Annotated in this window: 8 protein-coding genes; all 8 read left to right on the top strand. The window is 35.0% G+C overall.

What is annotated here, in order from left to right; all coding sequences use genetic code 11:
* The first annotated feature begins 30 nt into the window (after window positions 1-30).
* The 8 genes from EV144_RS22850 to EV144_RS22815 all read left to right on the top strand — a co-directional run bounded on the left by EV144_RS22850 (window position 31) and on the right by EV144_RS22815 (window position 13,651).
* Window positions 31-1,620: a RagB/SusD family nutrient uptake outer membrane protein gene (locus EV144_RS22850; protein ID WP_134151460.1), complete on the top strand. Its 1,590-nt coding sequence runs from the start codon at window positions 31-33 to the stop codon at window positions 1,618-1,620.
* 94 nt (window positions 1,621-1,714) lie between these two features.
* Window positions 1,715-2,803: an endo-1,4-beta-xylanase gene (locus EV144_RS22845; RefSeq protein ID WP_134151459.1), complete on the top strand. Its 1,089-nt coding sequence runs from the start codon at window positions 1,715-1,717 to the stop codon at window positions 2,801-2,803.
* 41 nt (window positions 2,804-2,844) lie between these two features.
* A complete protein-coding gene (locus EV144_RS22840) occupies window positions 2,845-3,732 on the top strand; it encodes a hypothetical protein (protein ID WP_134151458.1) in 888 nt (295 codons plus the stop codon).
* 317 nt (window positions 3,733-4,049) lie between these two features.
* On the top strand, window positions 4,050-5,462 hold the full coding sequence (locus EV144_RS22835) for a hypothetical protein (RefSeq protein ID WP_134151457.1): 1,413 nt from the start codon (window positions 4,050-4,052) through the stop codon (window positions 5,460-5,462).
* A gap of 41 nt (window positions 5,463-5,503) precedes the next feature.
* The gene (locus EV144_RS22830) at window positions 5,504-7,306 is read left to right on the top strand and encodes a glycoside hydrolase family 2 protein (RefSeq protein ID WP_134151456.1); all 1,803 of its coding nucleotides are present in this window, start codon (window positions 5,504-5,506) and stop codon (window positions 7,304-7,306) included.
* Window positions 7,307-7,715: 409 nt separating this feature from the next.
* Window positions 7,716-8,726 (top strand): LacI family DNA-binding transcriptional regulator, encoded by a 1,011-nt coding sequence (locus EV144_RS22825; protein ID WP_134151455.1) that lies wholly within the window; start codon window positions 7,716-7,718, stop codon window positions 8,724-8,726.
* Between the two features lie 300 nt (window positions 8,727-9,026).
* The gene (locus EV144_RS22820; RefSeq protein ID WP_243854734.1) at window positions 9,027-12,119 is read left to right on the top strand and encodes a SusC/RagA family TonB-linked outer membrane protein; all 3,093 of its coding nucleotides are present in this window, start codon (window positions 9,027-9,029) and stop codon (window positions 12,117-12,119) included.
* 11 nt (window positions 12,120-12,130) lie between these two features.
* On the top strand, window positions 12,131-13,651 hold the full coding sequence (locus EV144_RS22815; protein ID WP_134151453.1) for a SusD/RagB family nutrient-binding outer membrane lipoprotein: 1,521 nt from the start codon (window positions 12,131-12,133) through the stop codon (window positions 13,649-13,651).
* Window positions 13,652-14,086 lie beyond the last annotated feature (435 nt).

Genomic DNA, 14,086 nt, shown 5'->3' with positions numbered 1-14,086 from the left:
ACATTCAATAAAATTAAAAATAACAAGATTATGAAAAATATAAATTTTCTATTTGTTTTGATATTGCTGTTTTCTTTAGGACTTACCTCATGCGAAAGTTTTCTGGAAGAAGAAGTAAAAGATCAGATTTCGGTAGATTATATCTACAATTCTCCCGCAGGTTTAGAAGTCGGGGTAAATGCACTTTACAACCAAATGCGTTATTACAACGTGCCGTCTGGCGATAATAGTGATTTGTGGGCCAATGTATTCTTTATGGCTGCCACAGATTTAGGATTGCACAGAACCTGGAATACACCTTACGGCACAGGACATAATCCATCTGCTTTTACGGGTTCAAAATGGATTCAGGGTTATAAAATTATCGACAGATGTTCTGCGATTATCACAGCTGCAAGAACAATTTCTATGGATGAAACTGCTAAGAAAAAGCTAGTAGCACAAGCCAGAGTTATTAGAGGAGAATTGTACTTAGACTTAAAACAAATGTACGGCGGCATCCTTATCGATACGATACCCACTACGCCAGAAAACATCAACGATGTTGTAGAATACAAAGTAGCGACAGATGCTGATGTGTATAAATTAATCGACAGCGATCTTGATTATGCTATTGCCAATCTTCCTTTTAAAGTAGATCCGGGACGTTACGGTCAGGGAGTAGCGAGACACATGCGCGGCAAAAGTGCTTTATGGCAGAATGATTATGCAGAAGCTGCCGCACAATTTGATGCCATTATCAATGATGGAACGCATGCCTTAGTACCGCTAGCGGAAGTTTGGGGACAAAACGGCAATAACAAAGAATCTCTTTTTACGTATCAAAAAGATTTTTTACTTGGCCCGGATGATAATATGGCTGGTGGCGGCGGTTCTTGGTTAGGCAGTGTTTTTAACCAAAGGGTTTACGAATTAAACGCAAGCGAAAGTATTCAGGATGCTGCTTACGGCGGACAATCTTTAGGATGGTTTTTTCCTAACAATTACTTGAAATCACTTTACGATCAAGCCAACGATTTAAGGTTTAAAACCTATTATTATTCCGATAACTATTTAGACTATAAAATTACAAATCCGAATAATCCAAAACTGGGACAGCCTATTACGAATCCGGCAATTACAGCTCCGGCTGGAAATTACAGAGCTTGGCATTGGAGTTTGAAAAAGTATCACGATTCTGAGAAACTGCCTAATACATCCAATAGTTATAAAGATTATATGTATTACAGATTGGCCGAAACTTATTTATTGGCTTCAGAAGCTTATCATAATCTGGGGAATGATACAAAAGCACTTTTATACTTAAACAAAGTAAGAAGAAGAGGCTACACAGGAAATCCAACAAGTACTGTAGATACTTATGATATTAAAGTGTGGACACTAAATACTTATTTAGATGAATCGGCAAGAGAACTGGCTTTTGAAAACAACAGATGGTTTCTGCTAAAAAGGTTAGGACTTTTGGTAGAAAGACAAAATCTATATTTCCGTTCAAGTCCATCGGGAACGCTTGCAGGAGAAGTACCATTAAAAATGACTCCCGCAATGGTTAATATGCCGATTCCGCAAAGTCAGATTGATTTGATGGGAAAACCAGCAGGGTTTAATGTTGGGTATTAATAATTCGCTGGGCAGCTTTGTCAAAGTTTAAAACTTTGACAAAGCTTACTCCACGACTATGTGCTAAAAACAATCACACTAAAAAAAATAACACATGATAAATAAACAAATAATATGGGGAATCTTCTTCGTTTTGATATTTGCGTCTTGCAATAACGACGAAAAAGTGGTTTTTATAAATGCTGACGAAAGCGGAACAAATCCAAACGTTCCGACGCAGACATTAAAAGAAAAAGCAAAATTTAAAATTGGCGCCGCTGTCAAGATGAAAGATTTACAGGACGTTAATTATAAAAATGCCGTAATCAAACATTACAGCCAGATAACGGGAGAGTTTGAAATGAAAATGGCAAATATCTGGACTTCTTCTACCGCTTACAATTATACAGCTGCCGATTATCTGGTCAATTTTGCCAAAGACAATAGTCTTGAAGTACACGGACATACATTGGTTTGGTACAGATCGTTTCCGGATTGGTTTGTAAATGCCAAATACGATTCGATAGCATTTGAATCAAAAGTAAAAGTCTTTATTACCGATGTTGTCGGACGTTACAAAGGCAGAGTAAAAAGCTGGGACGTAGTAAACGAAGTTTTTGCAGATGGCGGCGCACTGAGAGAAGAAAGTATTATCAAGCCGATTTTTAAAGATCCGATAGGTTTTTACGGAAGATGTTTTCAATACGCAAAAGCAGCCGATCCAGATGCAAAATTATTTTACAACGATTATAATGTGGTTTTGGATGCAGGTAAAAGAAGCGCCATTAAAAAAATGGTAACCCGGTTTAAAGCCAAAGGATATCCAATTGATGGAGTAGGAGATCAGTTTCATTATGCAAACGACACCAACAAACAAACCATGCAAACGGGTTTTACAGACATGGCAAGCACCGGATTATTAATTCACATTTCAGAATTAGACATTAAAGTAAACACTGCAAAATCAGATTCGTATGTATTTACAGATGCCGAAGCGCAAAAGCAGTCAGAAACGTATAAATACATAACATCAATGTATGAAGCGTTACCGCAAAACCAAAAATTTGCTATCACCACTTGGGGCGTAACCGATAAGTTTACGTGGCTTACAGAAGCTTGGCATCCAAAAGAATATCCGTTACTTTTAGATAGTGAGTTCAATAAGAAACCTGCCTATCAAGGTTTTCTGTCAGGATTAAAATAAAATCGACAACTCATAACTATTAACTCATAACCAATAACCACATGATACAATTAAAATTTAGATATTTAATTCTAATGCTTTGCATGAGTTTACTTTCCTGCGAAAGCGATGTGCGAGAAGTTTATCTTTATAACAAAGGAACATTAGAAGCAACATCAACAAATACGGCTATAAAAGCGGGTGAAACAGTAACTTATACCGATTTTTCGACAAAAGTACGCGCTATAAAATGGACATTTCAAGGCGGTTCTCCAGGTTCATCCATAGAACCAACAGTTGCCGTAAAATATGCTAAAGGAGGAAGTTACATCACCACTTTAGAAATAACGTATGTTGATAATACAACAGAAAAAAAAACATTTAATGTTGAGGTTGAAGCGCCTGCAATTCCGCCGGTTGTTGTTCCTGTAGACGGACTTAAAATTTATTCTGACAGTCCGGATTTTACCAAAACAGCAGCGACTCTAAACTGGGTTTCGAGCAATCAGTTTGTCATTTCTGATAAAGCAGACGGCGGTTACGAAGGCGCTTACAAAAGCTTTACACTTCCTGCGGCTGCACCGGCTACAGAAGCCAAATGGGCAATGGCAATTCTACAATTTACAGCTGTTACCGATATTTCGTCTTATACTTATCTTAATCTGGCAGTGCAGACAACGAGCACAGGAAAAATCAGATTTAGAATGAAAGATGCCACAAACACGGGTTATGTTGAGTTTGATGCAACAAGCAATCTTTACGGACTAAAAAGAGACGGAAACTGGAATATGGTAAAAATTCCGATTGCAAAATACAAAGAGCAAAACCCGCTTTTAGATTTAACAAAAATCAAAGACATTTTGGTTCTAAGAAGCGTTGATCCAGAAGACGTAAGGGCTTTAAACAATTATACATTTAATATCGATCATATTTATTTATCAAAACAATAGTTTGCTTTAATCTGTTGGTGTAATTATTTAACACATAGAAACATAGTTTTTTTGCGCTAAAAAAGTCGTTTCACTTAGCATAAAAACACATAGTTACGGCGTAAGCTTTGTCAAAGTTTAAAACTTTGACAAAGCTGCTAAACTCCAAAAAGACATATAGCTATGTGGGAGAAATAAATTTCTCTTATAAAATATGATCTATGTTTCTATGTGTTAAAATAATCACACCTACGGATTATTATACTTTAATAATCGGAACAGTGTTATGCTGTCCCAAAATTTCATTTTCAGCATTCATTTTAAAATAACAATACACAATGAAACATTCCATTTATCTATTAATCTGTTTTTTTATAAGTCAGATTTTTTTGCAGGCACAGCCAAAAGGGAATTATCAAATAGTCGAAGCCAGACAAAATGCGACAGATCCAAAATGGGTTTCGTATCAGGCAGAAACGGTTGATAAATTGCCCGGATTTAAAACCAAAAAACCAGAAGCAATATCTATTTATGGCGGATTTAAAGTTTGGCAAAATGAAGCAACAGGATTTTTTAGAACACAAAAAATAGACAACAGATGGTGGATTATTGACCCCGAAGGTTATCCTTTTATTTACAAAGGTGTAGCCGTTTTTAATGCAGGACGTTCTGTAAATCAGCAAAAGGCATTTGATAAAAAATACGGAAGCCCCGAAAATTGGCTAAAACAAGAAACACAATTACTTCGCAATAATGGTTTTAATGGAGTAGGCGCGTGGTCTAATATCGATTTATTAAAAAAATCAGATAATCCGCTGGTTTATACTGTAATTATTTCGCCAATGGGTATGTATCATTCCAATCATATTAAAAAATTTGGAGGCAAATATAAAGAAGCAAGCTGGCAGAATTATCGTTTTGATTTGGTGATGGTTTTTGATAAAGAATTTGATACTTACATCGAAAAAGCGGTAGAAGAGGTTTCTCAATACAAAAATGATAAGTATTTGATGGGTTATTTTACCGATAATGAGCTGCCGTGGTATAACGACGCTTTGGATAAACATTTAACTTTATTGGCCAAAGATGAACAAGGATATATTGCAGCAAAAGAGTGGCTGGATCAAAGAAAAGGTTTCAATGCTTCGATTTCAGATGTAACTCAGGAAGATCGTATGGCGTTTACGGCTTTTTATTTTGAAACGTACATGAAGAAAGTAACAACGGCACTTAGAAAAGCAGATCCAAACCATATGTATTTGGGCTGTCGTTTTAATCAGGATAAAGAACAGGAATTAACAAATCCTGAGATTTTTAAAGTTGCTGGAAAGTACATGGATATCGTTTCGATAAATCATTACAGAAAATGGGAACCCAATCAGGAATTAATGAACAATTGGGGAGAATGGTCGGGAAAACCGTTTCTTATTACAGAATGGTACACCAAAGGAGAAGATTCCGGACTGCCAAATAATACCGGCGCAGGATGGCTCGTACGCACGCAGAAAGAAAGAGGGCTTTTTTACCAGAACTTTACGCTGGAACTCCTTAAAAACAAGAATTCAGTTGGCTGGCATTGGTTTAAATATATGGATAACGATCCCGAAGATTTAAGTACCGATTATTCTAACAGAGATTCAAACAAAGGCATCGTAAACAGCAAGTTTGAGCCGTATGGTGATTTATTAAAAGAGATGAAAATTATCAATGAAAATGCTTTTGAATTAACGCGTTATTTTGATAAAAGATAAAGTGAGTACGATTTACAATTATAAATAAAATGAATTTGAAAATGAAAAAATTAATAATGTTATGTTTCCTGTTTTCCGTAATCGGGAAAACCGCAGCACAGGAAATTCCTTTAGTATCCAATATTTTCTCTCGTGACAACATCAGCTTAAACGGAAAATGGAGTTATATCGTAGATCCGCTTGAAAATGGTTATTACGATTATCGTTTACTCCCTTTAAAAGACACTGGTTTTTTCGAAAACAAAGCCTTTTCAACCCAATATTTAGTAGAATATAATTTTGCAACTTCAGCACAAATGGATATTCCGTCGGACTGGAACAGCAGAGATGAAAGATTGTTTTTTTATGAAGGAACAGTTTGGTTTCAAAAAGATTTCAACTATAAAAAATCTTCAGACACAAAAGGAATCTTATATTTTGGAGCCGTAAATTATGATGCCAAAGTGTATGTAAACGGAAAGTTTGTAGGCAGTCACGTTGGCGGTTACACACCTTTTAATTTTGATGTTACAGACGTTTTAGTCGACGGGAATAATTTTGTTGTGGTAAAAGTAGACAACAAACGCCACAAAGATAATGTACCAACAGTTAATATGGATTGGTGGAATTACGGCGGTATTACGCGCGATGTAATTTTATCAAAAGTACCTAATGTTTATGTGGAAGATTATTTGGTACAATTGGATAAAAAAGACAGAAAGAAAATTTCGGGCTGGGTAAAATTAAATTCGGCAGCAGCAAATCAAGCTATTTCGGTTAAAATTCCGGAACTAAAAATCAAAAAAGATATTATTACCGATGCCAGCGGAATGGCTTATTTTGAAGTAAAAACAAATCCTGTTTTATGGACGCCGGAAAATCCGAAATTATACGATGTTACGATCGAAAAATCAGGAGAAAATATTGCAGATAAAATAGGTTTTAGAACTATAGAAACACACGGAAAAGAAATTCTCCTTAACGGAAAAAAAGTATTTTTAAGAGGAATCAGTATCCACGAAGAAGCGCCGTACAGACAAGGAAGAGCGTGGACAAAAGAAGATGCTGCAACATTATTTACATGGGCAAAAGAATTAGGCTGTAATTATGTACGTCTGGCGCATTATCCGCACAACGAAAATATGGTTCGCGAAGCAGAAAAAATGGGATTAATGGTTTGGTCTGAAGTTCCGGTTTACTGGACCATTTCATGGACAAATCCAGATACGTACGCCAATGCAGAACGTCAGCTTCATGATATGATTTACAGAGACAAAAACCGCTGCGGTGTTGTAATCTGGTCAATCGCCAACGAAACGCCACATGGCGATGATAGAGATATTTTCCTGAGTAAACTGGCAAAATATGCGCGTACACAAGACAATTCTCGTTTAATTAGTATGGCGATGGAGGTTACCAAAAGTCCAAACAATGTAAATACTTTACATGATAACATGAACGAATATGTAGATATCGTGAGTTTTAATCAATATTTAGGCTGGTACAGAGGGACAAACGAATCCTGTAAAGACATGCAATGGATAATTCCGTACAACAAACCTGTAATTGTAAGCGAGTTTGGAGGTGAAGCTTTGCAAGGAAGACACGGCGACAAAACAGAACGCTGGACAGAAGAATATCAGGAAGAATTATACAAACAAAATACCCAAATGTTTAATCGTATAGAAGGTCTTGCAGGAGTTTCTCCGTGGATTTTGGTTGACTTTAGATCACCAAGACGTCAATTGCCAAACATTCAGGATTTCTTTAACCGAAAAGGATTAATTTCCAGCGAAGGAATAAAAAAGAAAGCTTTTTATGTAATGAAAGATTGGTATGCAGAAAAAGAAAAAGAGTATAAATAAGCAATGCTTTTGAATATAATATAATAAAAGCCATGCAAATGTCATTCTTGATATTGTGTGGCTTTTTTTAAGTTAAGAGGCTTTGTCAAAGTTTAAAACTTTGACAAAGCTTTTTTGCATATTTATGTTTTTTAAAAGAAATTTTCAACTTTTTTATGCAATGTAAATTTAAAATTAAGCAGCCTAAAGCTCAAAAATTAAGCAGATTAGCGTAAAAACCGCATAATCACTGTAAAAAGTCAAAATGACAATAACTGATTAAAACCAAGTTTTTACTGATTATATCACTTTATTTTAGCATTAAAATAACATTTTATTAAAAATAAATTTTACTAAAACGATTTTGTAACTTTCGTTTTATATATTTGTGATGTAATTAAATATCCATTTTAATAAAATTACTCGCTTAATGAAAAGAATTACAATTAAAGATATTGCAATAAAGGCAGAGGTGTCTATATCGACAGTATCTTTTGTTATTAATGGCAAAGGCGAGAAAATGGCAATAAGTCCGGCAGTAATAAAAAAGGTGCAGGAAGTTGCCCAAAAATTAGATTACAGACCGAGCATGATTGCCAGCAGTCTGCGAACCGGAAAAACAAGATCAATTGGTCTTATTGTAGAAGATATTTCCAATCAGTTTTTTGCCGATTTGGCCAGAGTAATAGAAGATGAAGCAAAAAATATAGATTACAGGGTTTTTTATTGCAGTACAGGAGATGATGAAGCACGTTCTGAAGAATTGGTACAAAGTCTTTTGCAGGCAAACGTAGATGGTTTTATTATTACGCCAACAAAAAATCTTGAAAAAACTATTGATATGCTTATAAAAATGTATAAACCAGTAGTATTGATCGACAGGTATTTTGCAAATCAGAAAGTAAGCCATGTTGCAATGGATAATTATGATGGTTCTTACGAAGCCACAAAATTTCTAATCCGTCAGGGGAGAAAAAATATAGCAGTTGTCAATAATAAGTCTGGAATGATTCAGATGAAATTAAGAGAGAAAGGTTATACAGAAGCCTTAAAAGAAGAAGGAATTTATGATAAAGACCGCGTTCTTTATTTGGATTATCATACCAATGAACAGACCAGGATTGATGCAACAATAAGTTTTTTTAAAAATCATCCTGAAATCGATGCGGTATTATTTTTAGCCAATTACATGGGACTTGCCGGACTTCAGGCTTTTAGAAAGCTGGAATATAAAATCCCGGAAGATATTTCGGTAATTAGTTTTGATGATCACGACAGTTTTAAACTGCATACACCGACCATTTCGGTAATAGCGCAGCCGATAGAAAACATTGCGATAAAATCAATTCAATTATTGATGAGTCAGATGACAAATTTTAGTGATTTTACTATAGAAAAAGTGCTTCAAAAAGGAACATTGATTTTAAGAGAATCCGTATAATTAGAATAAATTTTTTACAAATAAATTTAAAAAGATAGAAAAAGTTGGAGGGCTTTTTTTTAGTTATTTTACTAAATCGTTTTAGTAAAATTACGATCTAATATCATTACTATTATGTGATGTGTTAGAATTTCGAATGTAAGATAAACCGTGATATAACTGCGTTTTTATGGATATTCATCGCACAAAAAAGCTAAGTTTGTCTTATTTAGAATTGAGTTGAAACTATTATTAATTATTAAAAACAAAACGTTAAAACAACAAAACAAAATCAAAACAAATTAACCAAAAAAAATGCTTATGAGACGAATATTAGCAGTGTTAGGAATGGTATTGTTTAGCAGCTTAGGAGCCGCTGCACAAAACCGATTAATAACAGGCGTAGTGGCAGATGCAGATAACAAAGCAATTGTTGCCGCATCAGTAGAAGTTCAGGGAAAACCATTTAGCGCAATTACAGACGCTGAAGGGCGATTTAAAATGAATGTACCCGAAGGTAAAGTTACATTAAACGTATCTTCAATGGGATTTGAGTCAAAATTAGTAGTACTTCAGGAAAACGAAACAAGAGTTTCGGTAATATTAACAGGGAATACACAAGAACTAAAAGATGTTGTAGTCACTTCATTTGGAGTAAAAAAACAAAAGAAAAGTCTGGGTTACGCAGTTGGAGAACTTAAAGGCGATGACCTGACAAAAAACAAAGAAATTAACTTAGGAAATGCACTGCAGGGTAAAATTGCCGGGGTCAACGTTTCTGCACCGGTTACGGGGCCATCTGGTTCGAGCCGTGTTGTAATTCGTGGAGCAACTTCTGCTTCTGGACTAAACCAGCCATTGTACGTTGTAGACGGAATTCCGATAGACAATACGCAGCAGGGAAATGCAGGAATGTATGGAGGTGCTGATAAAGGAGACGGTATGTCTTCTTTTAATCCAGATGATATTGCTTCTATGTCAGTATTAAAAGGTAGTGCGGCTTCTGCTCTTTACGGGTACAGAGGATCAAACGGTGTTATCTTGATTACAACTAAAAAAGGAAAAAGCGGTACTGGAATTGGAGTAGATTTTAGCACAAATTCTACTTTTAATACTCCTGCAAGTCTTTTGCACTGGCAAGATCAATACGGAGCGGGAGCACCAGATGCAAACGGAGTGCCACAGAGATTTACAGATTTACAGGAACTTAGAGATTCTTACTATTTTGCATGGGGAGATAAATATGACGGAACGCCTTCTCTTGCGATTGATGGAACTACTAAACCATATAAAGCTTACGGAAAAGATAACGTTGAAAATTTCTACAGAACTGGATATTCTTTCAGTAATACTTTAGCAATTTCTGGCGGAAACGAAACAACAAATTTCAGATTATCTTTTGGAAATACTAAAGACGAATCTATTTTACCGGGAACGAACTTCGGAAGAAATAACGTGTCTTTGAGCTTAAATTCGGCTCCAAACAAAAAAGTAAGTATTGAAACAAATGCTCAATATATTACCGAGAAAAGTAACAACAGACCTTACTTGAACGATTCACCAAGAAATCCATCTTTCCCGACTACATTTATGACACCGGGTACAGATATTAGACTTTTGAGTAATCCGTACGATGTAAACGGAGGAGAAGAAGACTTTTTAGGAGCAAACGTTTACCACACAAACCCATATTTTGCAACAAAAGAACATTTAAACGATGACCTTAGAAAGCGTTTTATTGGTTCTGCAAAAGTAAATTACAACATTACAGATAAAATTTACGCAAAAGGTGTAATTGGTATTGATGATATCAACTATCAATACAACGAAATTGAGCCAACAGGAATCAACTACAGTCCGGGCGGTTCTATCGAAAACAGAATTGAATCTCGTTCTGAGGTTAATGCTTCTGGTTTCTTAGGATACAAAGGCGATATTGCCAAAGATCTTTCTTTAGATGCTTTTGTTGGTGCAAACCGCCAGCATAACAGATACAACGGTATAAAAATGAAAGGAAACAACTTTATTGTTCCGTTCAAATATTTCTACGGAAATACACAACCAGACAAAACAGAAAAATTATTTTCTGAAAGTGAAGTAAACTCTCTTTTTTATTCTGCAGATTTAGGATACAAAGATTTCTTATATCTTAGTTTAACTGGTCGTGAGGATTGGTTTTCAACTTTAGATCCGGCAAACAACAGTACTTTTTACCCATCTGTAAGTACAAGTTTTATTTATTCTGAAGTAATTGGTATGCCAGAATGGATTTCTTACGGTAAGATTAGAGCAGGCTGGGGTAACGTAGGAGGTGCATTACCAGAAGCTTATGCTCTTGCATTAACATACACAACTCCAGACGGACAAACAGATTCTCTTGGACAGCCAATTTTAGGTGTAAACGGAGAAACGATTCCAAACAGAACTTTAAAACCTTATAATGTAAGTACAATAGAGTTTGGTTTTGAAAACACATTCTTCAACAATAGAGTGAGTACAGATTTGACTTTCTATAGCAAAAGAACTACGAATGATATTACAGATGCAGACGTTTCTGTGTCTTCAGGTTACAAAACTACCAAAATTAATGTGGGTGAAATCCTAAACAAAGGGGTGGAGTTTGCTATTAATGTAAAAGCAGTAAAAACACCAAGTTTCTCTTGGAGCGTAGGCTATAATTTTGCTTATAATAACAGTGAAGTTATCAACCTTTCTGATAAAATTACAACCAAATCATTAGAAGGAAACAGAGATGCAAGAGCTTCTGTAGTTTTAGAAAAAGGACAGCCTTTTGGTGTAATCAAAGCGTATGATTATTTAAGAGATGCAAAAGGAAATATTGTAATTGGTTCAGACGGTAGATTTATGAGAGGAGATTTAATCATTGCAGGACAAGGTGTTGCGCCAACCTCAATGGGACTTTCAAATGATTTTACTTATAAAAGTTTTACACTTTCTGTTTTCGTAGATGCTAAATTTGGAGGAGAAATTTATTCTGCTACAAACCAATTAGGAACTCGTTACGGATTATCAGAAATTACACTTCCGGGTCGTGAAGGCGGTGTTGCCGTAACAGGAACAGATTCTAATGGAAATGCAGTAAACCAAACTGTTTCTGCTTATAACTATTGGAGAAGTTACAGTGATGTAACATCAAATTTTGTTTACGATGCTGATTTTGTTAAACTTAGAGCCATTTCTTTTGCTTACAATTTCCCAAAATCATATTTAAGCAAAACGCCATTTCAGTCTATCAGTTTAGCATTTTCTGCTCATAATTTATGGACAATTTATGACAAAGTACCAAACATCGACCCTGAGTCAAACTATTCTAATAGTAATGCACAAGGTCTTGAAAGAGCTTCTATGCCTTTGACAAGAAATTATGGTGTAACACTTAATGTCAAATTCTAATACTAAAAAAGATGAAAAATAAATATATAAAAATATTTTGTGTCGCAATAGTTAGTGCAATGACATTAGCATCATGCGACAAAGGATTCGAAGATTTAAATACAAATCCAAATGCTTTAACAGATCCGGCTGTAAAATCAATGTTTACATTGGCTGAGATTTATGTAGACGGACAAGATTTTTCTAACACAAGAGGAAACAATATTTATGCAGCACAATTTGTACAGCAGTTTTCTTCTCTTGGAGGATCAGGTTCAAAATATACTTATGCTTCAGAATATTCTGCAGCATTATTTGGAGAAACATACGGTAAAGGATTAAATCAAATATTCCAATTATTATCTGTTGTTCCAGATACTCCGGAAAATACAAATATGATTCAATCCTTAAGAATCATGAAAGTATTCTTGTTTCAAAAACTAACGGATACTTATGGTGAAGTTCCTTATTTTGACGCTGGAAAAGGATACAACGGAAACGTTTTTGCCCCAAAATACGACACGCAAGAAGCGATCTACAATGATCTTTTAAAAGAATTGGATGAAGCTGGAAATACATTAGATGCAAACAAAGGATTTGTAGGCGCTGCCGATTTGTATTACCAAAGTGATGTTGCAAAATGGAAAAAATTAGCCAACTCATTGATGCTTAGAGTAGCAATGCGTTTGTCTAAAATAAATCCGGCAAAAGCAAAAGAATATGTAGAAAAAGCATATTCAAAAGGCGTTTTTGCTTCAAACGATGATAGTTTGGTATTAAAACACGATGCAGGTCCAGCAGGAGTAAAAACAAACCCAATTACATCTTCTTGGGTTAGAAATGACTTAAATGGCGGAGAATCAAATATTAAATTCAGTAAAACGTATATTGATTTATTGAAAAACACAAACGATCCGCGTTTAAGAATCTATGCAAAACTAGAAGCTACAGGAGACAACAATCCTGCACATCAGCAAGGTTTGGCAAATGATGCCAAAGAGTTTGCAGGCGGAGATAAAAAACTTTTCTCAGATCCTAATACATCAACTGTATTACGTTTAGACGCACCAACTTTGATCATGTCTTATGCAGAAGTACAATTTTTATTGGCAGAAGCAGCAGTAAAAGGATGGAACGTAGGCGGAACTACAGCACAGAAATATTACGAAAACGGAGTAAAAGGCGCCATGAATGTTTTAACCATTTTTGGAGATAAAGTACCTGCCGTTACAGATGCAGAATACAACACGTATATTGGAACTTATCCTTTTAAAACTGCCGGAACAGAAGCACAAAAAATCGAACAAATTATTACTCAAAAATGGATAGTATTATTGTTTAATGGTTTTGAAGCTTGGTCAGAATACAGAAGAACTGGATATCCAACTTTAGTTCCTGTAAATGACCCAACGGGAGAAACACAAGGAACAATTCCGAGAAGATTAATTTACGATCAGTCTGAACTTCTTACTAATGCAGCAAATTACAAAGAAGCAATTCAGCGTCAAGGTTTAGATTTATTGACTACCAGAGTTTGGTGGGATAAACAATAGTTTTAGAGTTTGGTTGGTTAGTTAAAATAAGTCGGGTAATCCTTTGCCCGGCTTATTTTTAAATCTTATTTAATAATTATAAAAAAGCAGTTTATACAAAGCATTTAATTGGTTATTTTTAATACCCTTTTTTTCGCAGCAACAAAGAGCGTTTCTGCTGAAAAAGATGGAATTAATTTTCAATAAACATAAAAAATTGTTGAAGAGATAAAGCGCTTTAAAATCAAAGAAATATTTTAACACATAAAACATAGATTTCATTTAAAAAAGATTTCAAAAAAGAAACTCGTTTCTCACACATAGCTATGTGTCTTGCAATAAGTGAAACGTCTTTTTTTCGGTTTATAAACTATGTTCCTATGTGTTTAAAATTTTCCCGATATATTTTCATTAATACATAGATTTAGTACGATCCAAATGAATTAAAATTATTGT

It is taken from the genome of Flavobacterium sp. 270, assembly GCF_004368785.1.
Lineage (GTDB): Bacteria > Bacteroidota > Bacteroidia > Flavobacteriales > Flavobacteriaceae > Flavobacterium.
The sequence above is the reverse complement of the archived record's forward strand: the minus strand, read 5'-3'. Positions and strand labels throughout refer to the sequence as shown.